Source organism: Psychromonas sp. KJ10-10 (genome assembly GCF_047323245.1).
Lineage (GTDB): Bacteria > Pseudomonadota > Gammaproteobacteria > Enterobacterales > Psychromonadaceae > Psychromonas.
The window spans coordinates 3,842,971-3,867,567 of sequence record NZ_CP178826.1 but is presented as its reverse complement, the minus strand read 5'-3'; the positions used below and the strand labels follow the sequence as shown (position 1 = coordinate 3,867,567).

The 24,597-nt window shown below is 36.2% G+C and carries 25 protein-coding genes and 3 pseudogenes; 18 read left to right on the top strand and 10 right to left on the bottom strand.

The features are described 5' to 3' along the window. Positions 1-17 precede the first annotated feature (17 nt). A complete protein-coding gene (locus ACLKMH_RS22215) occupies positions 18-1,949 on the top strand; it encodes a transglycosylase SLT domain-containing protein (RefSeq protein WP_413699995.1) in 1,932 nt (643 codons plus the stop codon). A gap of 6 nt (positions 1,950-1,955) precedes the next feature. On the opposite strand, the gene ACLKMH_RS22210 is transcribed toward ACLKMH_RS22215, so the two are convergent. Together ACLKMH_RS22210 and argR are read right to left on the bottom strand one after the other, a co-directional pair. Beyond that, a complete protein-coding gene (locus tag ACLKMH_RS22210; protein ID WP_413699994.1) occupies positions 1,956-2,330 on the bottom strand; it encodes a type IV pilin protein in 375 nt (124 codons plus the stop codon). Between the two features lie 238 nt (positions 2,331-2,568). Next, on the bottom strand, positions 2,569-3,003 hold the full coding sequence (gene argR / locus ACLKMH_RS22205; RefSeq protein ID WP_413702446.1) for a transcriptional regulator ArgR: 435 nt from the start codon (positions 3,001-3,003) through the stop codon (positions 2,569-2,571). Positions 3,004-3,424: 421 nt separating this feature from the next. On the opposite strand from argR, the gene mdh reads away from it, so the two are divergent. The 9 genes and pseudogenes from mdh (at position 3,425) to ACLKMH_RS22160 (ending at position 11,629) form a co-directional block, all read left to right on the top strand. Beyond that, positions 3,425-4,366, top strand: coding sequence for a malate dehydrogenase (mdh, locus tag ACLKMH_RS22200; protein ID WP_413699993.1), 942 nt, complete (start codon positions 3,425-3,427; stop codon positions 4,364-4,366). A gap of 95 nt (positions 4,367-4,461) precedes the next feature. Further along, positions 4,462-4,656: a CBS domain-containing protein gene (locus ACLKMH_RS22195; RefSeq protein WP_413699992.1), complete on the top strand. Its 195-nt coding sequence runs from the start codon at positions 4,462-4,464 to the stop codon at positions 4,654-4,656. Between the two features lie 79 nt (positions 4,657-4,735). After that, positions 4,736-4,861: a CBS domain-containing protein gene (locus tag ACLKMH_RS22190; protein WP_413699991.1), complete on the top strand. Its 126-nt coding sequence runs from the start codon at positions 4,736-4,738 to the stop codon at positions 4,859-4,861. A 198-nt stretch (positions 4,862-5,059) separates the two neighbouring features. Continuing rightward, positions 5,060-6,476, top strand: a pseudogene (cysG, locus tag ACLKMH_RS22185) (siroheme synthase CysG). Positions 6,477-6,880: 404 nt separating this feature from the next. After that, positions 6,881-7,978, top strand: coding sequence for a PAS domain S-box protein (locus ACLKMH_RS22180; protein WP_413699990.1), 1,098 nt, complete (start codon positions 6,881-6,883; stop codon positions 7,976-7,978). Further along, positions 7,884-9,835: pseudogene (locus tag ACLKMH_RS22175) on the top strand (EAL domain-containing protein). The gene ACLKMH_RS22180 and the pseudogene ACLKMH_RS22175 overlap by 95 nt, the downstream one beginning before the upstream one ends. A gap of 189 nt (positions 9,836-10,024) precedes the next feature. Continuing rightward, entirely contained in the window at positions 10,025-10,504 is a 480-nt protein-coding gene (locus tag ACLKMH_RS22170) for a hypothetical protein (RefSeq protein ID WP_413699989.1), read from the top strand. Next, positions 10,501-11,238 carry a methyl-accepting chemotaxis protein gene (locus ACLKMH_RS22165; protein ID WP_413699988.1) on the top strand — a complete coding sequence of 246 codons (738 nt, stop codon included), beginning with the start codon at positions 10,501-10,503 and terminating at the stop codon, positions 11,236-11,238. The genes ACLKMH_RS22170 and ACLKMH_RS22165 overlap by 4 nt, the downstream gene beginning before the upstream one ends. Continuing rightward, positions 11,201-11,629 (top strand): methyl-accepting chemotaxis protein, encoded by a 429-nt coding sequence (locus tag ACLKMH_RS22160; RefSeq protein WP_413699987.1) that lies wholly within the window; start codon positions 11,201-11,203, stop codon positions 11,627-11,629. Before ACLKMH_RS22165 ends, ACLKMH_RS22160 begins: the two co-directional genes overlap by 38 nt. 57 nt (positions 11,630-11,686) lie before the next feature. On the opposite strand, the gene ACLKMH_RS22155 is transcribed toward ACLKMH_RS22160, so the two are convergent. Further along, positions 11,687-12,019, bottom strand: coding sequence for a cupin domain-containing protein (locus tag ACLKMH_RS22155; RefSeq protein ID WP_413702445.1), 333 nt, complete (start codon positions 12,017-12,019; stop codon positions 11,687-11,689). Positions 12,020-12,448: 429 nt separating this feature from the next. Here ACLKMH_RS22155 and ACLKMH_RS22150 point away from each other — a divergent pair, with 429 nt between their 5' ends. Next, the gene (locus tag ACLKMH_RS22150; RefSeq protein WP_413702444.1) at positions 12,449-13,489 is read left to right on the top strand and encodes a benzoate/H(+) symporter BenE family transporter; all 1,041 of its coding nucleotides are present in this window, start codon (positions 12,449-12,451) and stop codon (positions 13,487-13,489) included. A gap of 57 nt (positions 13,490-13,546) precedes the next feature. On the opposite strand, the gene ACLKMH_RS22145 is transcribed toward ACLKMH_RS22150, so the two are convergent. The 4 genes and pseudogenes from ACLKMH_RS22145 to ACLKMH_RS22130 all read right to left on the bottom strand — a co-directional run bounded on the left by ACLKMH_RS22145 (position 13,547) and on the right by ACLKMH_RS22130 (position 15,622). Continuing rightward, positions 13,547-13,954 (bottom strand): methyl-accepting chemotaxis protein, encoded by a 408-nt coding sequence (locus tag ACLKMH_RS22145; RefSeq protein ID WP_413699986.1) that lies wholly within the window; start codon positions 13,952-13,954, stop codon positions 13,547-13,549. Further along, positions 13,941-14,393, bottom strand: coding sequence for a methyl-accepting chemotaxis protein (locus ACLKMH_RS22140; protein WP_413702443.1), 453 nt, complete (start codon positions 14,391-14,393; stop codon positions 13,941-13,943). The genes ACLKMH_RS22145 and ACLKMH_RS22140 overlap by 14 nt, the downstream gene beginning before the upstream one ends. A gap of 78 nt (positions 14,394-14,471) precedes the next feature. After that, positions 14,472-15,065: pseudogene (locus tag ACLKMH_RS22135) on the bottom strand (cache domain-containing protein); the annotation flags it as partial. Positions 15,066-15,076: 11 nt separating this feature from the next. After that, positions 15,077-15,622, bottom strand: a complete 546-nt coding sequence (locus tag ACLKMH_RS22130; RefSeq protein WP_413699985.1) for a cache domain-containing protein — start codon at positions 15,620-15,622, stop codon at positions 15,077-15,079. Positions 15,623-16,049: 427 nt separating this feature from the next. On the opposite strand from ACLKMH_RS22130, the gene ACLKMH_RS22125 reads away from it, so the two are divergent. The 7 genes from ACLKMH_RS22125 to ACLKMH_RS22095 all read left to right on the top strand — a co-directional run bounded on the left by ACLKMH_RS22125 (position 16,050) and on the right by ACLKMH_RS22095 (position 21,625). Beyond that, a complete protein-coding gene (locus ACLKMH_RS22125) occupies positions 16,050-17,297 on the top strand; it encodes a diguanylate cyclase (RefSeq protein ID WP_413699984.1) in 1,248 nt (415 codons plus the stop codon). A gap of 80 nt (positions 17,298-17,377) precedes the next feature. Then, complete coding sequence (gene modF, locus ACLKMH_RS22120; RefSeq protein ID WP_413699983.1) at positions 17,378-18,841, top strand: molybdate ABC transporter ATP-binding protein ModF; 1,464 nt, start codon at positions 17,378-17,380, stop codon at positions 18,839-18,841. A gap of 425 nt (positions 18,842-19,266) precedes the next feature. Further along, on the top strand, positions 19,267-19,509 hold the full coding sequence (locus ACLKMH_RS22115) for a hypothetical protein (RefSeq protein WP_413699982.1): 243 nt from the start codon (positions 19,267-19,269) through the stop codon (positions 19,507-19,509). Positions 19,510-19,532: 23 nt separating this feature from the next. After that, positions 19,533-19,892 (top strand): hypothetical protein, encoded by a 360-nt coding sequence (locus ACLKMH_RS22110; RefSeq protein ID WP_413699981.1) that lies wholly within the window; start codon positions 19,533-19,535, stop codon positions 19,890-19,892. A 324-nt stretch (positions 19,893-20,216) separates the two neighbouring features. Continuing rightward, on the top strand, positions 20,217-20,579 hold the full coding sequence (locus ACLKMH_RS22105; RefSeq protein WP_413699980.1) for a hypothetical protein: 363 nt from the start codon (positions 20,217-20,219) through the stop codon (positions 20,577-20,579). Next, positions 20,576-20,968, top strand: coding sequence for a hypothetical protein (locus ACLKMH_RS22100; RefSeq protein WP_413699979.1), 393 nt, complete (start codon positions 20,576-20,578; stop codon positions 20,966-20,968). Before ACLKMH_RS22105 ends, ACLKMH_RS22100 begins: the two co-directional genes overlap by 4 nt. A 3-nt stretch (positions 20,969-20,971) precedes the next feature. Beyond that, entirely contained in the window at positions 20,972-21,625 is a 654-nt protein-coding gene (locus ACLKMH_RS22095; protein ID WP_413699978.1) for a hypothetical protein, read from the top strand. A 664-nt stretch (positions 21,626-22,289) separates the two neighbouring features. Here ACLKMH_RS22095 and ACLKMH_RS22090 read toward each other — a convergent pair. Genes ACLKMH_RS22090 through ACLKMH_RS22080 form a run of 3 tightly spaced genes read right to left on the bottom strand, consistent with a single transcriptional unit; the run spans position 22,290 to position 24,387 of the window. After that, entirely contained in the window at positions 22,290-23,522 is a 1,233-nt protein-coding gene (locus ACLKMH_RS22090) for an MATE family efflux transporter (RefSeq protein WP_413702442.1), read from the bottom strand. Next, positions 23,407-23,667 (bottom strand): hypothetical protein, encoded by a 261-nt coding sequence (locus tag ACLKMH_RS22085; RefSeq protein ID WP_413702475.1) that lies wholly within the window; start codon positions 23,665-23,667, stop codon positions 23,407-23,409. The genes ACLKMH_RS22090 and ACLKMH_RS22085 overlap by 116 nt, the downstream gene beginning before the upstream one ends. 24 nt (positions 23,668-23,691) lie before the next feature. After that, the gene (locus tag ACLKMH_RS22080; RefSeq protein ID WP_413699977.1) at positions 23,692-24,387 is read right to left on the bottom strand and encodes an AraC family transcriptional regulator; all 696 of its coding nucleotides are present in this window, start codon (positions 24,385-24,387) and stop codon (positions 23,692-23,694) included. Between the last annotated feature and the right edge of the window lie 210 nt (positions 24,388-24,597).

Genomic DNA, 24,597 nt, shown 5'->3' with positions numbered 1-24,597 from the left:
ATTTTAAGGTGACTTTTATGGTTCGATTTTTATTAATTATCACTTCTCTTGTATTTTCAACTATAAGTTTAGCTTTGTCATTAAAACAGCAAAGAGAGGTGTTCAGTGAGGCAAAAAGCCTACAACAACAACAACGTTGGGCAGAAGCGAGTGATAAGCTGGCAACTATCCCTAATTATCCATTAACATATCTATTAAAATATCAGCAATTAAAGGCCGACTTTAAACAGCAAGATGTTGCAGAGATTCAACAGTTTGTTGAACAAAATAACCAATATAACATAACTAACCAATTACAGAGAGAGTTCCTTTATTTTCTCGCTAAGCATAAATATTGGTCTGAATTTCTTACCTTCTTTCCAAGCCTTCCACGCAGTAATGCATTAAAATGTTATTCTTTTCAGGCAAAAATGGCAAAGGGGCAAGAAGATGACATTTGGCCAGATGTTAAAAATACTTGGTTATCGGGATACTCCCAATCCAATGCCTGTGACAGTGTTTTTAAACATTATTTAGAACAGGATCTTATTTCACAGAATTTAATCTGGGATCGTTTTGAACTCGCTTTTAATAAAAATCAGTATGGTTTAATGAGGTACCTTATTAAATTATTAAAGGGTGAGAAAAAGCAACTCGCCTCAAATCTTTATGCACTTAATAATAATATTAAAACGCTCGCAAAAAGTGATTTATTTACCAGTAGGGATAATGCTCATTACCCCTTGTTAAATACCTTCTTAAAACGTTTAGCGAGAGCTGATATTGCTCAAGCCTTAGAAACTTATTACGCTTACGAAACCAAAATACCTTTCTCCTTTGCCGATGAAATTTCGCTTAAAAAATACTTTGCATTTAGAATTTTGATTAACGATAGACAAGAGTTATTTCCTTGGTTAGATAAAAACTTAGCAAGTTTAGGTGATACTGGATTGATAGAACAACGTATTCGTTATGCCATTAAATATAATAACTGGCCAGATATTGAATATTGGATTTCTGTATTACCTGAAGATGTAGCAAAAGTCAGTGAAGGAAAAGCTTGGGTTTATTGGCAGGCGCGTATCTTAGAGAATAAAAAACAATTCGAAGAAGCTAATAAATTATATCGAAGCATTGCTGATGAGCGTAAATATTATGGCTTCTTAGTCGCTCAAAAATTAGGACTATCCTATCAACTTAATGCCAAGATAGTAGAGCCTAAAGTGACCAGTTTACGCAATATGCAAGCACGGCTTGATCATATTGAAGAGCTTAATTTTCACCAATATGTTGATCTTGTTAAACGAGAGTGGGAATCTTTATTGAAAGGGCGAGACGAAGAGACTCAAAGACAATTAGGGCTGTACGCCTTTGATAAAGGTTGGGCGCATCTATCGGTACTGGCTAGCATCCGTTCAAAAAGTTGGGATGCAATAAATATTCGCTTTCCTGAAGTTAAACCCGAATTATTCTTGAAAAACACTCAGAAGTATCAAGTACCTTCGAGTTATATTTATGCTATTACGCGACAGGAAAGTGCCTTTGACCAATTTGCCAACTCACCCGTTGGTGCAAGAGGTTATATGCAATTGATGCCTGCTACAGCAAAAGAAACAGCACATAAAATTGGCTTAAAAAGTTATAAAAAACAAGACCAATTAACAGAGGGGGAGATTAATGTGCAATTAGGCACTGCATATTTTGATAGTCTATTAAAACGCTATAATGGTAATCGTATTTTAGCCACTGCAAGATACAATGCAGGTCCCCATAGAGTTGACCGTTGGAAACAAAATGCGAAAGGGCGTGATGATAAAGCATTAGGTATGGATAGCTGGGTAGAAACAATACCTTATAAAGAAACCCGTCAGTATGTTAAAAATGTTTTGGCCTACAATGTGATATATCAACATATCTTAAAAGAGCCAATGCGATTTTTGAATGATAAAGAGCTTGGGGCTTATTATTAACAGACATTAATGCCAGCAATTGGATGGGGTTTGTTCACTATTTTCGTTGATAGTTAAAATAGTACAGCCCACATCATTAATTTGTTGGCCAATGGCAACCGCTTTCATAGAGTAGGTTGTAGCACTTGCTGAGATAACACTAAATTTATAATGAACTGTATTCACTAAGCCTAGAGCGCTTTCATCATCTGAATACAGTGGATTAAGAATATGCAAAGCGGTTTGTTTTAATTGCGCTTTCAGAAGCTCTGTCTGTGCATCTCCTCGATTTGTCCTTAATACATAGGATTGCAGACTCGGATAGGCAATACTTGCTAAAATACCAATAATAGCGATCACGATTAAGAGTTCTATGATTGTTAAACCTGAGTGCTTTTTCATCGCTATGCCCTGTCAGTTCAATCGTGATAATTAGCGGATTTATTTGTGAAAAAATAAAAATCCTTTGTGATGGCCTGTAAATGACTTGATTAACAACAAAACAGTCATCAGAAACCGCCAATGATAGTGTTAGATTGGCCAGCAAATTGTGCATATTGTAACCCCATAAAAAATCATTAGTATGATCTACCTTGGGTTATTGGAATTGCATCTAATTTGATTTTTATAAAATGGCAGGTCAACTAAAAAGTTGTTTAACGACTTTTAACGTTTGGTTTATTTTTTGGCAATTGGTTGGAGTAATAAAAATAGTATCATCGCCGGCAATAGTGCCTAAAATACCTTCGGTTTTTCCAATTGAATCCAATAAACGCGCAATAAGTTGTGCGGCTCCTGGGCTAGTATGAATAACGATTAAACAATCATTACAATCGATATCAACAACGAGGTTTTTTAATGGGCTACTCGTTGTTGGAACACCTAATTCAGCTGGTAAGCAATAAACCATCTCTTGTTTGGCATTGCGAGTTCGTACCGCGCCTGACTTACTTAGCATTCGTGATACTTTGGATTGATTGATATTATGAAAACCTGCCTCTTGTAAAGCATCAACAATTTCGCCTTGAGAACTTAAACGTTCTTTACGCAATAAGGCTTTAAAAAGTCCATTAATTCGATTGGTTGTTTCATAATACCTACTCTATTAAATAATTATGACTATGATAATTAAAGTTTGATCTTTTACAATAGAATATTTGTTTTAATAAATGCATAACTATTCATGATTCGATAAAAATATTCATTTTTTTGTTAACTTATTCAATATTTTCATTGTTCAAATTCATTCTTTTAGGGCATTTTTTAGTGCCTTAAAATACACTTTCAATTGCGAATGCTTATTACTCATAATGCTCAATAAATGCCCATTTATTAATGAGTTGGTTATTTACTCATCGATTTTTTAAAGCTACTAATAAAATATTATTAAATAGACCTAACAGCGATCACATTTGTTTAACATTTTTTACATTTACCGCCAATTTAGATTATTATACTATCTGATTTTATGTTGATTAATTATTTGGGAGTGTGTTATGAAAGTTGCTGTTCTTGGTGCCGCTGGTGGTATCGGTCAAGCCCTTGCTTTATTGTTAAAATTAGATCTTCCTGCAAATTCAGAGTTATCATTATATGATGTTGCTCCGGTTACACCTGGTGTTGCGAAAGATTTAAGCCATATTCCAACGAGTGTAAAAGTAACTGGTTTTGGTGGCGCTGATGTCGCCCCTGCACTTGAAGGTGCTGATGTTGTATTGATTTCTGCTGGTGTTGCTAGAAAACCAGGTATGGATCGTAGTGATTTATTTAATATCAATGCAGGGATCATCAAAAGCTTAGTGGGTGTTGTTGCGAAAGTTGCGCCAGAGGCTTGTATTGGTGTGATCACAAACCCGGTTAATACGACGGTTGCTATTGCCGCTGAAGTATTAAAAGATGCGGGTGTTTACAATAAGAATAAATTGTTTGGTATTACTACCTTAGATGTTATTCGTGCGGAAGAATTTATTGCTGATAAAAAAGGCTTAAAAGCTGAAGACCTTAAAGTTAATGTTATTGGTGGTCATAGTGGTACAACTATCCTTCCTCTGCTTTCACAGGTTCAAAATGTTGATTTTACTGAGCAAGAAGTGATTGATTTAACTGATCGTATCCAAAATGCAGGTACAGAAGTTGTTAACGCTAAAGCTGGTGGCGGATCTGCGACACTTTCAATGGCACGTGCAGCTGCTCTGTTTGGTGTTAATTTAGTACATGCGTTATCAGGTAAACAAGGTATTGTACAAAATGCTTATGTTGAAGGTGGAAATGCGATTTCTCCATTCTTTACACAACCTCTATTATTAGGTTTAAATGGTGTTGAGCGTGTATTACCTGTTGGTGATTTAAGCCCATTTGAAGAGCAAAAACAAAAAGAAATGCTTGATGTATTACATAGTGATATCCAACTCGGTATTGATTTTGTAAAAAATAGCTAGAATTCCATGTTTTTGGGAATTTGATTAAAAACCAGCGCATGCTGGTTTTTTTATGTCTATACTTTTTTAATTGCTCAATTTAAAAAGGACTGATCATGAATGTTGCAGAAGTCATGACAACGCGTGTTGTTTGTGTTGATATGGATGACCGTTTAACGATAGTGAAAGACATATTAGATAAAGCCCCATTTCGCCATTTATTAGTGACAGAAGATAAACAATTACAAGGGATCATCAGCGATCGTGATTTACTTCGTTGCTTAAGTCCATTTATCGGAACCAGATGCTGAATCTGTTCGAGATAGCAAAACAATTGATCAGCGAGCACACCAAGTAATGACCAGATCGCCAATCACTATTGAAGGAAGCATGAAAGTTCACGATGCATTAACCTTAATGTTAGAGCATAATATTGGATGTCTGCCTGTTATCGAAGAAAGTCACATTCAAGGCATCTTTACCTTACATGATGGTATCAAAGCCTTAATGGAATAGTTGTCGTAGATGAAAGATAGGTTTAAAAATAAACTCAATCATTTTTAAACAAAGTATATTCGCTGTTAGAAAGTATTAATTGAAGCAGTTAGATCTTCAACTTTCTGCCTAGAAGTTACTTACCTCACAACTTGCTGAACTTTGCATCTTAAATGGTAACGGGTATAGTGTGCCCTTTAATATCAACTAGGTATCTGCATGGATTATTTACCCATTTTTACTAAATTAGAAAATCGACCTTGTCTTGTGATTGGCGGAGGTAGTATTGCTCTGCGCAAGGTACACCTTTATTAAAAGCAGGCGCAGAAGTTACTGTTTGTGCACTTGATTTCCATGATAAATTATTGCAGAAAGCAGATGCAGGGCAAATTAAAATAATCACAGCTCCCTTTAGCGAAAACTTATTAGATAATAAATGGCTTGTCATTGTCGCGACCAATCAAAAGGACGTAAATCAAGCGATTGCAGAAAGTGCAGATCAGCGTCAGTTATTAGTGAATGTTGTAGATAGTCCTGATCTTTCTAGTTTTATTATGCCTTCTATCGTAGATCGATCTCCTATTATTGTTGCCATATCAAGTGGTGGTAAAGCACCTGTTTTAGCACGTTTGATCCGAGAAAGGTTAGAAACCTTATTACCTATGCATCTTGGCCGATTAGCTAAAATATCAGGTGAGTTTCGTCATCGTGTAAAAGAAACATTACAAAATGTTTCCCTGCGTCGACGTTATTGGGAAAAACTTTTTGGCAATGGTCAATTAGGAAGCCTTTTACAACGTGGAGATAACAAACAGGCACTTGAGCTTATGGAAAGTAGCTTAAATGAAGATGTTGCTCAGGGCGATGTTGCACTTGTTGGTGCTGGGCCCGGTGATCCCTCATTATTGACCCTAAAAGCATTACAATTAATGCAACAAGCTGATGTGGTGTTATATGATCGTCTTGTTTCCTCAGAAATATTAGATCTTATTCGTCGCGATGCGGATCTTATTTCAGTGGGTAAAGAAGCAGGTAATCATGAAGTTGCTCAGTCACGCACTAATCAAATGTTGGTTGAATATGCGCAACAGGGGAAAAAAGTTGTTCGTTTAAAAGGTGGTGACTCATTTATTTTTGGTCGTGGTGGTGAAGAGTTAGAGGAATTGGTTACATCAGGTGTTAGTTTTCAAGTTGTTCCAGGTATTACGGTCGCTTCAGGTTGTAGTGCCTATGCTGGTATTCCCTTAACACATCGTGATTATGCACAGTCAGTTACCTTTGTTACTGGACATAGAAAAGAAAGTGGACAGGAATTGGACTGGCAATCATTAGCCTGTAAACATAATACCTTAGTTGTATATATGGGACTGATTCAGTCGCATGAAATACAGACGCAGTTGCTTAACTTTGGGCGAGGCGAGGATACCCCTGTGGCACTTATTAACAAAGGCACCACTGCGGAGCAACATGTTGTGATTGGCACGTTATCAGAATTAACACAGTTAGGTGGGGGCTAACAGGGCCAACACTAATGATTATCGGAGAAGTGGTCAATTTAGCGAATAAGCTTTCTTGGTATCATCCTGAAACAACTCATAAACTTTCTAGAGACCCTTTTTTGGTTAATTTATCCTGATACAAGGCTAATTTAAATACGCCAAAAAACATGTTGTTTTTTGGCGTATTACTTTTCATCCGTCAATATCTATTATTTGAGATATATTTTATTACTTTCTCTCGTAAATCGTGGTTTTTTAACTAGAATTAATAACCACAGATCATGTCTTTTTTTGACCAGTCTTATAAGGGGTTGTTGGATGTATAGGGAAATATGAAATCTTTTTTTCATTCATTACAATCAAGATTAATTGTACTTATTATATTAGTCACTTTACCTGGGCTTATTGGTATTATCCATCAGTCACTTGTCGCTCGCGATTTCGCAATTAATACCGCTCTACAGAAGGCAATGCATACGGTTGAACTTACTGCCACAAATCAGTCTAAGCTAATTGCACAATCAAAATCTTTTTACAAAATTTGTCCTCCTTTAAATTTGCTATCAATCCAGAATCCTCAGAATGTAGTTCGGTTTTATCCGAAATCCTTAAATTAAATAATAATTATATTAACTTAGGTATACCTGGTGTTGACGGTGATTTATTGTGTAATGCAAAAATGTCAGATAAAACCGTCAATGTGGCTGATAGAAGCTATTTTCAACAAGCAATAAGGAATAAAGATTTCTCTATTGGTCAGTTTCAGGTAGATAGGGTCACAGGAATTATCAGTATCAATTTTGCATACCCTGTGATTAATCCTGAGAATGATGAAATAGTCGGTGTTTCTGTTGCTGTAGTCTCACTTGAGTGGTGGAGTAAATACCTTGCAGAATCACGCTTACCATTCAATTCGGTCGCTTATATTACTGACCATGAAGATAAAATTATTGTCGCCTATCCTGATAACACGGAGCTACTTGGTACTAAGTTAGTTAATGAAGAAGTCAATAAAGTCCCTTTAACCGCAGGTCTATTACCCTTTGGGCAACCAACAGAGCATAGTAGGATGTTTGCAAGTCGGCCTTTATTTGACAATAGTGAACTGATTAATATTAGTGTCGGCATTCCCTTGGATGAAGAATTACAAACAATCAATAAGCGCTTGCTTAATATAGCAGGGTGGTTATTTATTGGTATGTTAGTGATATTTCTTATTGCTAATTGGGCTATTCGTAAAAGTTTACTCAAACCACTTAAAGGTTTATTACACTTCGCTAAAGAACTTGAGTTAGGCAAAGAAATTCCTACTATTCCACTACAAGGCAGTTCAGAACTTATTGAACTGCAAAAGCGTTTTAATTCTATGGCTAAAACTCGTTTACTGGCAGAGCAACAATTAAAAAGTAGTGAGTCCTCTTTAAGAGAAAGTAAAAATAGATTAAAAAATCATATAGAGAACACCCCTCTAGGTTGTATATCATGGGATAAAGACTTTAATTGTACCGATTGGAATCATTCGGCTGAAAAAATATTTGGGTATCATGAAGATGAAGCCTTGGGAGGTCAGGCCTGGTTCTTTGATTATTGCACCGGAATCAAAGCACCAAATAAAGACTGTATATTGTTTTCTTTCTGAGCATCAAAATAGTAAGTACATTAACAAAAGTGTTACCAAGGATGGGCGTACTATTATTTGTGAATGGTATAACACACTCATGACTGATAAAAATGGCAACATAATCGGCATGACTTCTTTGGTGCAAGATATTACTGAAGGTAAGCTACTTGAGGAACAATTAAAATTAGTGGCTAATGTTTTTACCCATGCAAAGGAGGGGATAATAATTACCAATGCATCGGGTAATATTATTGATGTTAATGAAGCATTTGTTTTGATTACAGGTTATGAGCGTAATGAAATTTTAGGAAAGAATCCAAGTATACTGAAATCTGAGCGTCAATCTCCTATGTTTTATAAACAACTTTGGCAGTCTTTACGTCAGAATGGTTATTGGCATGGTGAAATCTGGAATAAACGTAAGGATCACGAAATATATCCTGAGTTGCTGACTATTAGTGCGGTGTATGATGATTCTGGTGAAGTAAAAAATTATGTGGGTTTATTTACCGATATTACAGATATTAAACAGCACCAAATGCAATTAGAGCATATGGCACATTACGACCTGTTAACCAGTTTACCTAATCGAGCCTTATTGGCAGATCGTTTAAACCAAGCCATTATTCAAAGTCAACGTAGTCAAAAAATACTTGCAGTCGCTTTTCTCGATTTAGATGGCTTTAAGGAAATTAATGATATTCATGGTCATGATATGGGGGATCAACTTCTAGTTTCCTTATCTCTCAGATTAAAAGGCGCTTTGCGTGATGGGGATACGCTATCACGTTTTGGGGGAGATGAATTTGTTGCTATTTTGGCAGATTTAGAGAACTTAGATGATTTTAAACCTGTATTGCAACGTTTATTACTTGTCGCATCTAAGCCAATTACCGTGGAAGGTGTTTTATTAAAAGTATCCGTCAGTATTGGTGTTACTTTATATCCAATGGATGGTGCTGAGGCAGATCAATTGATTCGTCATGCAGACCAGGCAATGTATGTAGCTAAACAAAAAGGTAAAAATTGCTATCACCTGTTTGATAGTGAGTCTGAAAGTGTTATCAAAAGTCGTCTTGAAAGCATACAGAACCTTAATTTGGCATTAGAGAATGAAGAATTCGTTCTTTATTATCAACCCAAAGTAAATATGAAAACAGGCGAAGTGATAGGCTCTGAGGCGCTAATTCGTTGGCAACACCCTGTTAAAGGTCTTTTACCGCCAGCGACCTTTCTACCATTAATTGAAAATCATCCTTTAAGTATAAAGTTAGGGAGTGGGTCATTAATGAGTCTTTGCAACAAATATCTGAATGGCAAAAAGTGGGTTTAAATTTATCTGTTAGTGTAAATATAGGTGCCTTACAGCTACAACAGCAGGATTTTGTTCAGCGTTTATCCATGTTACTTAATCAGCATCCTGATGTGTCGCCAAAAGCCTTACAGTTAGAAGTATTAGAAACAAGTGCATTAGGTGATGTCATGGATGTTTCTCATATTATGAACGCGTGTTTAGAATTAGGGGTTAGCTTCGCAATCGATGATTTTGGTACAGGGTATTCTTCATTAACCTATTTGAGACGTTTACCTGCTAATTTGATCAAAGTTGACCAGACCTTTGTCCGTGACATGTTAATTGACCCTGAAGATCACGCTATTGTACTTGGAGTCATAGCATTAGCAGTTTCATTTAACCGTAAAGTGATTGCAGAAGGGGTCGAAACCATTGCTCATGGCGCAGAGTTATTACAACTTGGATGCGAATTAGCACAGGGGTATGGGATTGCTCGTCCTATGCCTGCTGATGATATGTTGGACTGGGTAAATAGTTGGCAACCTGATGTTACTTGGAAAGATATTTCCGAGATAGATTAATAAGGATAAGAAAATAAAGATAATATTTACAAATAATGTTTTTTTGTATCATACTCAATAAGTTATACCAATTCGATAAATCTAATGAATCAAATATAACCCAGAAAAGCTCGCACACTGCTAATACATTTCACTATATCACTGCCTCAAATTAACAACTATATAGGCGTACTAAGGAAGGAAAACCAAATGTCTAACTCATTATCTTTAAAGCTTCGTATGATATGGCTATCATCATTTTTAGCTTTAATTATTATTATCCAAGCAGGAGTAGTCATAAATACTAACCGCACTGTTTTACAACAGGTAGATAGAATTAGTTTAATTGAAATCCCTTTATTGAATTATACCCATGAACTTAAATTAAGTGTGGTACAGGTACAGCAATGGCTAACAGATATTAGTGCAACACGCGCTTTAGATGGCTTAAATGATGGTTTTGATGAAGCTGAAGATAATGCACAGAAGTTTCGTCAATTGATTGTACAGCTTAAGCAATTGGATAAAGATAACATAGCAAGTTACGATAAAATGTCAGTAGCCTTTGAAGCTTACTATGAAGCAGGGAAGGCAATGGCGCAAGCATATATTGACCAAGGAGCTTCTGGCGGTAATAAAACCATGGCAAATTTTGATGCTGTCATGCTGAGGCAATTTATAGCAAAGTGAACCCATTCCTTGAAGAGGTACAGTCAAACCTACAAAACGCCCAATCTAAACAACATGATGCGACTAATTTCTCGATGAACTTTGCATTTTTTGGGCTTGCTATTGTGTTAGTTTTTTTGGTTTTTATTACATTTAATATCACCCGAGCTATCCGCAGAATCCCTGATATTGTTGCTGAAATGGCTACCGCTGATTTAAATAAAAAATTTGCAGGAAAAGGGAAAAATGAACTGAGTGAAATCGTTGTTTCATTGCAGGTTATGCGTGATCGCTTGTTAAAAATGATCGACAACATTTCCGATTCAACGCATATATTATCTCAAGATTCAGAAGAGTTAGTCGCTTTATCTGTGATCACCAATCAAAACATTCAACAGCAATTTTCAGAAACAGAACAAGTGGCAACGGCTATGAATGAAATGACGATTTCAGCACAGGAAGTTGCGAATACTATTGCCTTAACCTCTGATGCGGCAAAAGAAGCCAATGATATCACCTCAAGTGGACAGTTAATTGTAAACGAGGCGACAATGCAAATTAATGCATTAGCCTCTCAAATCGAAGAAGCTTCTGAAACTATTTATCAGTTAGAGCAAGATAGTGTCAGCATTACCAGTGTATTAAATGTAATACAAAGCATTGCTGAACAAACCAACCTATTAGCACTTAATGCCGCTATCGAAGCCGCTCGAGCTGGTGAACCAAGGACGAGGTTTTGCCGTAGTTGCCGATGAAGTGCGTACTCTGGCGAGTAGAACACAAAAGTCGACGGAAGAAGTTAATATGATGCTTGATAAATTATTATTAGGCTCTAAAAAAGCCGTTGATGTGATGGCTAAAAGTAAAGAGCAAGCTGAATCAGCCGTTGATAAAGTTGCCGATACAGGGGAATCTCTCGTTCAAATTTCAAAAGCAGTTGAAAATATTAATGATATGAGTGCTCAAATTTCAAGTGCAACTGGGCAACAAAGTGCTGTAGCCGAAGAGATTAACCAAAATATCGTGCGCATTAATGATATGTCGACGGAAACATTGTCTCATATCGAACAACTTAATATTTCTAGTCAAGATATTGCTAAGCGCTCAACCGCTTTAAAGGATGTTGTTGAACAGTTTAATGCTTAATACTTAAAAGATATTTGGTTAGCAAAGTAGGGAGCTTTTTTGTTCACTACTTTGCTATTATTTCTTCGCATAATAAATAATATTGTGAAATATCGCCTCTTGATCACTGACATTACGATACCCGTGTACTTTATCTGCATTAAATTTTGTTACTTCATTTTGCTGTAAAGGCAACCATTGATTATCAACTAAATATTCCATTTCACCTTTTATCACCAGAATATGTTCAATTGTTCCTATATTATGCGCTTCAGAAGTATGTTGGTATGAAGGTGCGAGTGTTAAACAAAGTACTTCAATATTCGTTATAGAATCAAAGGGAAATAAAGGAGAGACGCTGATCCCTTTATCTGTATTAAATTCATTGTTTATTATGTCATGGTCACTGATAGGGCTTAAAAAGTAGCTTATTGGTAATTCAAATCCATTTGCTATTTTCCATAGTTTTGCAATAGTGGGACTTGATTCACCACGTTCAATTTGACCTAACATTGCTTTTGATACGCCTGTTTTTCGGTAGGTTGCATCAAGGCTCCAGCCATTTTCTACTCTTCGTCGCTTTTAATTGCTTTCCAATTATAAGATTAATATTGTTATTCATTATTTTCCTTGTGCGTTATAACGCACGATGTTATCTTGTGCGCTATAACGCACATTTCGTTTTATTATGGGAAATTTTGATATGTTAGTCAATCGTATTGTGAGTGCTCGCAACTGCTGGAATCGTAGTTGTGATCATCGGCTTTGCAAGTTCTCTTCGCTTTAATTTATCAGACAGTGATAAATTTGGGAGGTGATACCAATCTAGCCTCAAGTTGGATGTTAATGCTGGGTTTGACCATTGGGGGCACTTCTATTGGTTTGTCTCTTTATTATCGTTTACCGATATTAATTGCCTGGTCAACGCCTGGTGCGTCCTTATTAATTGCCAACGTTCAAGGTTTCAGTATTAATGAAGCAATTGCTGGATTTATTGTTTCTGGCGCACTGATTTTATTGTGCGGTTTAACGGGGTGGTTTGAAAAGTTGATCAGTAAAATTCCATTTCAACTCGCTTCAGCAATGTTAGCCGGTATTTTGATTAATTTTGGTGTTGATGTTTTTAGTCAAATGAATGAAGCGCCATGGGTGGTATCAGTGATGCTTGCGACATATTTTATCAGCAAACAAATTATGCCTAAGTTTGCGATGTTATTTGTATTGGTGAGTTGCATTTTATTAGCCTGGCAGTTTCATTTAGTCTCAGATACTGGACTTTCTTGGCAGGTAAGTGAGTTTCATTACATTGCGCCACAATTTACGCTTGATGTCATTTTAGGTATCAGTTTACCTTTATTTATTGTCACTATGGCCGCTCAAAATTTACCGGGAATTGCGGTCTTTAAAGCACATAATTATGATGCACCTGTTTCGTCGATATTAAGTGTGACAGGCTTTGTGAATATGGTGATGGCCCCCTTTGGTTGTTTTTCGATAAATCTGGTCGCGATCACTGTCGCTATATGTATGACTGACGAAGTAAGTGAAAAGCCTTCAGAACGTTATTGGGCGCCGATTGCTGGTGGCATTGTATATTTAATTATGGCCATTTTTTCAAGTTATCTGATGAATGTATTTGCATTATTACCCGATGCACTCATTTATTCATTAGCGGGTATTGCATTATTTTCAACGATCGGAAATAGCCTGCAACAGGCAGTGGTAGCGAGTAAGGTTTCAGAGGCTTCTATTATTACCTTTATTGTTACTGCTTCAAATATTACTTTATGGGGATTGAGTTCAGTACTATGGGGATTAATCGCTGGTGCAACAATACTCTTCATACAGCAGGTTTTTAAAAGAAAAGTAGTAAGCAATTAAGTAAAACGAGAAAGGGTTAAAACAGCTGTTTTAACCCTTTCTCGTTGATTGAAAATATTATTGTAATTTGAACTTTTTAACTAAAGCATCTAATTTCTCATTTGCCATAGTGAGGTTTTCGGTGCTATCTACGGTTGCTTGACCATTATTTTTTAACTCTTGAACCATTTGATGAATATTATTCATATTGCGGCTGACTTCTTCACTAACGGCGCTTTGTTCTTCTGAAGCGGTGGCAATTTGTGTACTAAGATCATTTATTTCTACAATAAAGTTACTCATAGTATCAAGGCTTTCAGTGACACGGTCGGTATTTTCTGCAGTTTGTTCACAACTTGTTTTTGTTGTGCTCATTGCCTCAACAGCATTGCTTGCGTCTTGACGCAAAGTACTTAGTATTGCATTAATTTCTGCTGTGCTAGTTTGCGTACGAGCGGCTAAAGAGCGAACTTCATCGGCAACCACTGCAAACCCTCGACCTTGGTTCGCCAGCTCGTGCGACTTCAATAGGCGCATTAAGCGCTAAAAGATTCGTTTGATCCGCAATTTCACCAATCACACTGAGCACACTAATAATCTGTACTGTATTGTCATTCATGGTATTGATACTACTAGAAGCTGACTGAACCTCGTCTACCAAAGCGATAACACTGTTAGATGCTTCGCGTACCGTTTCCTTAGAAAGTAAAGCTTCATCATTTGCTTTTTGAGTATTGCTTGCTGTATCTGCCGCGCTCTGAGCAACACTTTCGGCGGTTGCATTTAATTCAGTAATGGCACTAACCACTTGATCTGTTTCAGAAGCATGGGCGATTAGAGCTTGATTATTCACTTCAGATTGTTGTTTAAGCTGGCTCACTCCTTCACTAATATTTTTTGACGCTTCCGAAATATCAACAATCATCCTTTGTAGGTAGCAAATAAAATTATTAACGGAATGACTAATATCAGCTAACTCATCATTTGAGGTGATTTCAATACGAGAGGTTAAGTCTGCTTCGCCAGAAGATAGTGTATCAACACGGCCTTTTAATCTCACTAGTCGCTTGATAATGGCACTTACTACCCAAATCGCGATAATAAGAGAGATAATAATTAAAATTGAAGAGACAGTAATAGTTGAGGTGACTTTTTGGTCAAAGATTTGTTCACTGGCATTCGTTAAACTCTCTTCTACAGTAGTAATATCACTTTCAGGCGTCGCCGTTACAATTGTCCATCCCCAATCTGGAAAAATATTACGTGCATAGGCAAATTTACTCTCAGTGCCTGAATTGTCAGAATTTTCATAGTCAATGTTAATAAAAGTATCACTTTGTCCTTGAACACTTTCTGCAATTTTTTTGCTACTGTTAGTAGCTTTACCGACCATCTTTTGATCTGGGTGAGCAAGAATTTTACCGCTTTTATCCTGTACCCAAAAATAGCCATTTTTACCATATTTTGAAAGGGTAATTGTTTGTAGCGCAATATTGATAGAATCTTGTTTAAGCGTATTAATGTACTCACTGGTTGCAAATACCAAATTCAATTTATCGAAATAAAAAGAAGCGGTAATTTTATCTTCAACCTGCTCTGTTTTAGGATTTAAAAAAGAATATTGGCTAAAACCAGGCGTACTTTCTTTTGCTCTGCTGAAACGATTCCTCGCACCACAAAGTTACCATCGGCATCTACTTTATCAAAGCCTTCTGCGCCCGCCGAGTTAGGGTTAATACCATAGGTTTTAGGTCGCATGTAACTGCCATGGTAAGCAAAGAAATAGCGCCCATCTCCCCAACGGTAACTATTAATGAAAGCGATAACATTTTTTTCCGCTAAACTAGGCGAGTCACTAATATCATAAATGTTTTCTATGGTTGCTTTGAAGGTACTGATATCAGTTGCTAAACTAGCTTTAATATTTTCTAATTGTGATTGCTCATAAAAAAGGCTAACAGCACGGGTGACGGTATCAACTTGCCCCTGTAAATTCTCATTTAATAAATCACTTACCTTCGCCTCTACATTTATTTTTTCTTGGTCAAGAACAATATTTTTTGTTTGTACAATATTGTTCAGGAAAAAAATACTTATCAGTAATAAGGGTAAGCATAAGGTTGTGATTAGCTTAGCTTTCATTGTAAATTTCATTGGAACAGTCCTACTTTTGTAATATTACATGTCATGATTCTAGAGTCAGATTATAGTATCGGTTCAAACTCAAAGAATAACAGGCAACTTAGAGAGCATTATTGTAAATTGAGCCATTAATCACAAAAACTAATGCTTTATTTGATCAACAAATATTCCTACTAAAGTAATAAGGGCTAATCTTTTGTAAATAATAAATTTTTAGGAAAATAAGGTGGCTTTTGCGAGAGCCTAGTTGTCAGTTTAGTTGTCAAAAGATGATTTTTGCAAATCACCTGTTTAAAGGTATAGTGACCTATTAGTATGTTGAAATTTATCTTTAATATATCGGTAAGTATTTCAAAAAATGAATTTAAATTAAGTGAGTTTGTATTAACCTTGATGTTGGTCGCAATTTTGTTTAAAGCTACTTTGGAGAAGAGACACTGTGGATGTTTCTGAAAAATTACTGATTGAACCTCATTACGGGGTAGTCATTCATCGGGATTTTAAACCTCTTTATGCGGATGATAATTACGCCAATTTTTATGGTTATCATCGCGCTGAAGAGATCCTTTCTCTGAATAGTGTTTTAGAACTGATTGCCGAAGAAGATCACCCCAAAGCCAAATTTGTAAACGACGAAATTATGTCGGGTAGACAGAAACCTGGAGTACGTACCTTTCAGAATATAGATAAAACAGGTAAAGAGTTAACTGTTTTAGCGATTGATAATATTACCGAATGGGAAGGTTTACCTGCGATGCAGGTTATTATTATTGATTTAAGTTATCAATTTGAAATGCAACGAAGTCTGAAGTTAAGCGAAGAGCGTTACCGCGTGTTAGTCGATGGCTCAATTCAAGGCATTCTAGTACATAAAAACTTCAACCCTTTATTTTGTAATCAGGCTTATGCAGAGATGTTTGGTTTTGAAAATGAACAAGCTTTGTTAGCCAATGAATCTATCTTGGCAACCATATCCTCGGAATATCATCAAATTGCATATCGAGATAATCAAGCATTGATGACAGGTGAAGAAGCCGTCATAAAAGCAGAAAGTAAAGGGGTGCGAACTGATGGTTCGATTGTTTGGTTAAGTTTATTATCAAGACCAGTGCTTTGGGATGGAGAACAAGTTATTCAGGTAACCGCCATTGATATTACAGAACAACATTTACTCAGTGAACGACTTGAATATCGTGCTAATTATGATGCATTAACAAATCTATTAACTCGTCGAGCATTAAATGAACTACTTGAAAAGGAATGCTCTCGAGCACTGCGTCATGCTAATGCATTATGTTGTGTACTAATCGATATTGATAAATTTAAACAAATAAACGATAAAAATGGCCATCATATTGGTGATGAAGTGCTTAAATTATTTGCTTCTACCTGCGAAAAAAGTCTTCGCAAGGGAGATTTTATTGGTCGCTGGGGAGGAGACGAGTTTGTACTCATTTTACCACAAACAGAGCTCGAACAAGCAGTAGTGATTGCTCAACGTCTTTGCTCTGATGTCACTAAACTAAGTGTACCAATCAGTGATGGAGTGGTGACTTTTTCTATTAGCTTAGGTGTTGCTTCTTTATCGTCTACTATATCAAACGTTGAACTATTATTATCTGAAGCTGATACCGCATTATATAAAGCAAAGGACAGAGGAAGAGGTTGTGTTGCTAGTACCTGTTAATAAACGCGACATTACTTAATTGTGCTGATCACGTTATCTTTTAGGCTTTTCCTACCAATTTACACTCGGATGAAAAATAAATGAACATCGAATTCAAACAAATCAACTTGAAGGTCGCTACTTTTACACTGAGTATTGACCACTGGCTTATTCAAGAGAATCAGTCTTGGGGAGTGTTTAGTACACAGGGGGATGTTGGCTCATTATTGGGTAATCTTTTGTGCGATGAGCCACTTTCTTATTCTGGTGTCATTGAAGGAAGAAGGAAAGCGATTGCTCAGGTTTCATTGAGTGAACAGCAACGTTTGTTGGAATCTGAACTGGCTAATGATGATAGTGAATTTTTAGATCGTATCGATACAGGTAGCACAGTCTACTCCCTTATTTATGAGCAGTGTCAGGATAAAAAACTTACTTTAGATCTAATTGAAAAATTGGATTTACAAGCATTACAGGAAAGTGGTTTTAGAATACTTTCTACGGGTGAAACACGTCGAGTGATGTTAGCGAGAGCGCTAGCCACTCAACCTGAATTAATAATATTAGATGAACCCTATGTCGGTTTAGATATCGCTCATCGAAAATCTTTGGCAGATTATTTAGCCCTGTTATCGAATAGCGTACAAATGATTATTATTGTTTCCCGTGAAGAGGAGTTACCTGATTGGGTAGATAAAGTGGCGCTCTTCAGTGAAGGAAAATTAGATAGTTTGATGGACAAAAAAGACTGGGATGAACATCCTGTCATTACTCAAATTAAAGCACAATCAGCTCAGCAAAGTGAAGACATGATGGCTTTAATTCAGCGCCATCGCCATACATCGACATTTGAAAATCCTATATTTGAATTAAAACAAGGTAAGGTCGCTTACGCCGATAAAACTATTTTTACCGATGTTAATTGGCGTATTAATAAAGGAGAACATTGGCAAATTAGTGGTCCTAATGGTTGTGGTAAAAGCACTTTGTTAGGTTTAATCTTTGGTGACCATCCTCAGTGTTATAGCAATGATATTCAAATTTTTGGTAGGCAACGAGGCACGGGAGAAACTATTTGGGAAATCAAAAAACATATTGGCATGGTTTCCTCTGCATTACATTTACAGTATCGTGTTAATTGTACTGCGTTGGATGTGATTGTTTCTGGCTTTTATGATTCAATTGGCCTTTATCAACAACCAACTCTTGAAGAGCAAAATATTGCTAAAGAATGGTTAGATATTCTACATATGAGCCAATTTTCGAAAACTACTTTTAAGCAATTGGAATACTGCCAACAACGCCTATTATTAATTGCCCGTGCAATTGTTAAACAGCCCACTCTATTAATACTAGATGAACCCTATCAAGGGTTAGATTATTTAGGGCGAAGATTGGTAAAAAGTGCATTAGAACTGATTGCCAAGGAAAACTTAAGCCAACTTTTATATGTATCACATTACCAGTCAGATCAACTAGAAAGTATTCATAATTACCTTAACTTTATTACTAATGATGAAGGCGACGCTTATAAAGCTGAACTAAAAAGTACAAAGGTTATTTAACCTCGGTTCTGGATAAGCAAAACGATACAGTACCGATATTTACGCGCATTTCTGCGTTAAATCATCTCCCAATAACTCGTTATTGCTTCGATAATTCGCCTTGAACTACGCAAAACTAACAGCACTGTATTATATATTTTTTAAGCTGTTGAAGTTTAATGTTATTTCGCTTCCATTATCCAGACCTGAGGTTATTTAAGTCATAATCATCCTACCATTTTGCTTCTGTTAAACTAAAAAGAAACTTTAACTAACCCCTTAAGGGTTTTTATTTCATCTTTAGTTTACTATTTTGTGTGTAATTTGCTCTATACTGATTAATTTTTGATCAGTGTCACGGTTAAGTATAGGAGGACACTGCTAAAGTAATTTGACGGCAAAGGCTGTTAAATTAATGGTACAGGCAGACACAAAAGGAGAATAAAATGACCAGTTATGCATTAGGTGAAGCAACAGGCGTTAGTGAAATTGGGTTTCCTGAATTTACAGCGAAACTTGTTACAGACGTATTTGAAGCATTAGTTAACGCGAATCTAACTCAAATGGAGGCATACACAGAGTTATCCACAACAATGGAAGATGGGCTGGAAGCTTATATAAATAATACTAAAAACGATGTCCCACCAGAGGCAATATTAGAGCTTCTAACAGAAAAATTCCCTCAGTAAGTAAAGATTCAACTCCAACAGCATTGGATGCCAGTGCTTTAAATGAACTTGTAAAACCAGATACAGCCTATACCGAAGAAACTAATTTTACAGGTGAAATATGGACAGGTTTATTAGATAGCCTTTCTGCTGTCATTGCACAAAATAAGTTTACACTTTTACAAAATATGGTTAAGCAAGGAATGCTTCGTTTAGTAGTTGATAATGGCACCATAGAAACAAGCCTTACATTTGATGCAAGTAGTACCGCTTCAACCTACGAAAATGTGACTGACTTTGAGAGGACAAATACTAAAAGCACTAGACGTGGCAGTGTGGGGGCAAGATTATTTGGTTTCTTTGGAACAAGTAACTCTAATAAAACAACCAGAAACAACCTTTAATGTTTCTACCTCTCAAAACAAAACAACTACTTCTGACAATACTAATGTGCAAATAACTGGTGGCGTCAAAATTAATTTTAGTACTGATTATCTGAAACTGCTTGAAAGCAGTGAAGCGACAAAGAGTATTGACGAAAAATAATATCAATGATGCTCGATAAATGATCTAAATTTTGCCTAGCAACAGTTGTTGAATTTGAGGCGGAAGTTGAAAAATTGCTTCCTGTTACGAAACCTTTAACAAAGAAGTAAACAATTGTAATCAGTAAAATTGATCTGTTAACTATTGTGGCTGGTAGGTATTAAGACAAAAAAGGGAATAATATGAGTAGCAATGCTGACTTGGATTTAACCGAATTTGTATCAAAATTAATTCAAGATACGTTTAACGCTATCACGATAACATCCAAGGATCAGGCTGAGGTTTATTATGAATTAAAACGTTTAGCTTCTCTTGATTTTGATGTATTTCGGGAAAAATATATCCAGCAATCTGATGTTGATACAAAGTTATTGGAATTATTCCCCTTAGAGAAAGGATCGGAGGGCCTGCATGCAATTAACGTTGGCCTTCCTTATCTGTATGATAATGAAAAAAAACAAGAGCTTCCCTCAATACAAAATAATCTTGACTATGTTACAAGTGATACACAAAAAAATCTAAGTTCCTTACTTCAGAAACGGTGACTGAAATCTATGCCTTAGTGAAAGATTTATTAGCCAAGCAACAGTACACATCATTTCAAGATATTATGTCTCGTGGTATCCCAAGAGTAATGATAGATTCTGGACGAATACTGGCGAAAATATCCTTAAATTACAGCGTTACCGAGGATATTGAAGAGCCAAGTATTTCTGCCGCTAAAGTGAGTGAAACCAACTCCTTAAGTAAGCCTAATGTTGCGGAAAATATTACAATGACTAATTTGAAAGACAAGTACCTGCATTCTAGCATCGCGACTAAATTGGCAAAAACAAGAGTAGGGGTTAGCATCCCCAATCCAACCAATGAGACAACAAGCATAAACAGTAGTTTGTGGGGTGAAATAGAAATAAAGTTTAAAGCTGTTGATTAATCTATGAATATAGAAATACTAACGCAAAAGATAATAGATGATCTAGAAAATGCACTGGCTAATATGTCGGGCTATATTGAAAATCCTCAGGTAAAAATAAATACAATTAATGCAAGAGTTGGCCAATTAAGTTCATCTATTCAAAGCTCAGAAGACTTATCGACGGATATTTTTTCTAAAGATAACGGTTGGGTGGTTGATTTTGAGTTTCAGCCGAGTGTATCAAATATATCTAGGCCTACAGAAAATGATGATTTTACTACTGTCTCAACCTTTCCTTGGTTTGAAGAGCTTCCTATAAACGCGTTAAAGGGGCTAGGCCAAACATGGCAACAACGTTTGAAAGATTTAGATATTACAAACATAAGAGATTTACACTCTAGTAATGCTGAATCGATAAAAAAAATAGCAACAGAGTTTGACTCCGTTATGCCAATGACCTTTAAGCGCATGACAGAATTACTTGATGAACAATTACCGCAGGAAGTTTATCAAAGCTATTTTGGTCTTGCGTTAACGACTCTTTTGAATGATTATATTAAGTTTTCAAATAGCGCATTGCAGGGCAGTTCCCAATCTCAGCTAACCTTGGATTTTATTAACAATTGTCAACTTTGTATTGATCAGAAATTTATAGTTAAAATTATTTTAAACTAGTGCTATTTCTTTTAAGTCGTCCTGCCACAATAGGTTTAGTGATTAGTATGGGGTTAAATTTAGAGCATATTTTCAATGTGTTTTTCCTATGACCCAACCGATGATCACAAACTACTTTTTCGATAGTTTTTTGTTGTTTCTGTTTTCATAAGCCAGCAATTATAGATATACCCGGTACCAATCGAGACGCTTTGTTCAGTCGCTAGCTCGGATTGCAAGACAAGGCGCAACATGATGACCTATCGAGCGATTAACTACGTTAACCCTCTGCCGGTAGATGTAAAAACAAGTATTTACATCTCAAATGGGTAGCCCTTATCAAGTGTTGTAACGCAGATGGAAAATTACTATTTACGGTGCCACCTAATTACATTTACCTAAGCCAGCCAATTACATTTACTCTGCCATAATAATTCGCTCTTAAAAGGCCTGTCATTTTGGGTATATTAGGCACTTATAACGAGGCAGGTTTATGTCAGCAAAGATACGAAACCGGACATAGATGATTTAACCCAAAGTATTTTCTTCTCCAACCACGTGGTCATTGAATTTTTCAAAAATAGATTGTTAGCGAATTACTTCTAAGGTGATCTAGCACCTTAGAAGTAATTCACTATTTATTTGATGAAAATTCAAGATAAAAGGTCTGAACGAATGATAATTTTTATCTATTTTTGAAAAACAAACCAAACGGATTACCTGACTTTTGACGACGTTGATGCAAAACGGTAATGGTCAGTAATAGCGCTAAAAATTCTGCGCTTGGACCTGCGAACCAAATGCCTATTTCATTAAACAATATTGGTAGAATGAAAATCAAAGGCAGGGTGAAAAAGTATACTTTTGCCAATCTTAAAATAGTCGCTCTTTTGGCATCACCCATGGCCTGGAATACAACGCCAATCATCATTAGTGGTCCCAATAAAAATAAAGCCGATGACATAATAGGTAAAATACGCGCCACTTCCGCACTAACATTCATATCATTGACAAACACGCCACCTAATTGGTTTTTAAGCAATAAAACAAACAACTGGCAAAATACACAATAAATAAAAGCGATAATGATGGCGATTTTAATTGCGCTGTTTGATCTTAACCATTCTTTTGCGCCAATGTTATTACCCAAAATCGTTTGAAACGCCATGCTCAAACCCAACAAAGGCAGAAAAATAAACGTCATAATACGCGTGATAATGCCATAAGTCGCAACGATCATACCGTAGGTTTCGCTACTCCAAATTTGTAAGTTATATAAAACAAAAGCAGAAGAAAGTGCGACACCAACATAAGACAAACTCGTTGGCGCACCTAACGCTAAAAAGTCAGACCATAGCTTACGATTATTGGTAAAGCGCACAATAGAAACCTTTAATACGGTTTTACTGTAACGGCGGAATAAATATACAGCAAACAGGGATAGCGCTTGTGCTAACAAAGTACCATAAACCGAACCAACTACGCCGCGACCCAACATCGCAATAAAAATGTAGTTAAATACCACATTAAAAAATACAGATAATAAAGGCACAACCGCCATAAAAGACATCTGCCCTTCACATCGTAAACTGTCGCTGTTAATAGTAAGAATAAACAATAAAGGAGAGAAGAATATCATTAAAGATAAATAGTCATAACTCATACTAGATAAGCTTTCTGAGCCATTATTAACAAACAACACTAAATGCTCACCGCCGGCTAAAAACAGTAAAATTAACACTAAGCAGACACACATAGACAAGGTCATAGCTTGGCGGTAAGCCGAAACAGCTTCATCTTTTTCATTCGCTCCCAACAGCCTTGCCATCACACTTGAAAAACCAGCAGAAACCCAACTGGATAAAGCCACCAATATCATAAAAGCAGGAAATACAGAGGTAACCGCAAGCAAGTGCATGAGCGCCAACATATTCACCAAGAAAGTAGGCATCAACTAAGGAAAACGATCCATTTACCATCATCATTAAAATAATAGGTGCGACGGTTTTCATAAATACAGACGGTAACGAACCGACAAGAAACATATTATTAGAGTGGGGCATTATTTTATTCCTAATTAGATAAAACTATTTAATTGGCAAATAAATGTCAGTGATCACTTCATGCTCAGGCACGTCATGAACAAAATTAACATAATGAAAAAAGACCGGAAAATCACGGCAGTGCTCACCACTTGTCGGTAACCATTGTTGATATAAATAATAAACGCCTTTTGCCAAGTCATCACGATTGCCAATATCACGAACAACAGCACAACGTCCTGCTGGAATAAATTGATTCACCACCCCATATTCATTTTCTGGGATGTCTGCTTTTATAGCGCCACATAAGTCAAAATGAAAATCTTCTGCTTTTACTACATTTGGATCAGAATAAGGAATTCCATAAGTATTACTGGTTTTTATTGGTGATAATTTGGTTTCTTTTCGCCAAGCAATAAATTTCATAGATGTTTGGTAATGAAGCTTTGGATCGCCATAATGAGCCAATGTCGCAACTTTTTGCTCTTTAAAATCAATGATTTTAACATCCATTGTACTATCCGTTTTTTTAGTTGATTGTATAAATAACATATTGATTTTCTCATACCAATTTAGCCATTTGGGTGATCTTCTAAACTCAGAAGGACTTTGCCCAAACTCCCGTTTGAACGCTCTTGAAAATGCCTCAGCACTTTCAAATCGAGCCTCAAAAGCAATGTCGATAATTTTGATATTAGCTTTAAAAACTAGCCTGAAAGATGCACGTTTTAAACGAGACATCTGAATAAACTTAATTAAATTAAGTCCTGTATAAGCCAAAAAATACGATGAAAGTGATATTTAGAAAATCCCGACACCACAATTAACATATCTAACGTTAAATCATCATCAAGGTTTTGATTAATATAATCACACACCCTAATAATATTTTTTTCGTAGTTACTCATTAGATAAAATTTACCCTGTTATTTTATTAATTGCTTTTAGCAC

Coding starts and splice junctions, on each gene's coding strand:
- ACLKMH_RS22190 (WP_413699991.1), top strand. CDS start 4,736: ATGAAAGTTCACGATGCATTAACCTTAATGTTAGAGCATAATATTGGA.
- ACLKMH_RS22215 (WP_413699995.1), top strand. CDS start 18: ATGGTTCGATTTTTATTAATTATCACTTCTCTTGTATTTTCAACTATA.
- ACLKMH_RS22130 (WP_413699985.1), bottom strand. CDS start 15,622: ATGAAATTTACAATGAAAGCTAAGCTAATCACAACCTTATGCTTACCC.
- ACLKMH_RS22115 (WP_413699982.1), top strand. CDS start 19,267: ATGACCAGTTATGCATTAGGTGAAGCAACAGGCGTTAGTGAAATTGGG.
- ACLKMH_RS22170 (WP_413699989.1), top strand. CDS start 10,025: ATGTCTAACTCATTATCTTTAAAGCTTCGTATGATATGGCTATCATCA.
- ACLKMH_RS22085 (WP_413702475.1), bottom strand. CDS start 23,667: ATGCCCCACTCTAATAATATGTTTCTTGTCGGTTCGTTACCGTCTGTA.
- ACLKMH_RS22140 (WP_413702443.1), bottom strand. CDS start 14,393: ATGATTGTTGATATTTCGGAAGCGTCAAAAAATATTAGTGAAGGAGTG.
- ACLKMH_RS22195 (WP_413699992.1), top strand. CDS start 4,462: ATGAATGTTGCAGAAGTCATGACAACGCGTGTTGTTTGTGTTGATATG.
- mdh (WP_413699993.1), top strand. CDS start 3,425: ATGAAAGTTGCTGTTCTTGGTGCCGCTGGTGGTATCGGTCAAGCCCTT.
- ACLKMH_RS22095 (WP_413699978.1), top strand. CDS start 20,972: ATGAATATAGAAATACTAACGCAAAAGATAATAGATGATCTAGAAAAT.
- modF (WP_413699983.1), top strand. CDS start 17,378: ATGAACATCGAATTCAAACAAATCAACTTGAAGGTCGCTACTTTTACA.
- ACLKMH_RS22210 (WP_413699994.1), bottom strand. CDS start 2,330: ATGAAAAAGCACTCAGGTTTAACAATCATAGAACTCTTAATCGTGATC.
- ACLKMH_RS22150 (WP_413702444.1), top strand. CDS start 12,449: ATGTTAATGCTGGGTTTGACCATTGGGGGCACTTCTATTGGTTTGTCT.
- ACLKMH_RS22090 (WP_413702442.1), bottom strand. CDS start 23,522: ATGCACTTGCTTGCGGTTACCTCTGTATTTCCTGCTTTTATGATATTG.
- ACLKMH_RS22080 (WP_413699977.1), bottom strand. CDS start 24,387: ATGTCTCGTTTAAAACGTGCATCTTTCAGGCTAGTTTTTAAAGCTAAT.
- ACLKMH_RS22105 (WP_413699980.1), top strand. CDS start 20,217: ATGAGTAGCAATGCTGACTTGGATTTAACCGAATTTGTATCAAAATTA.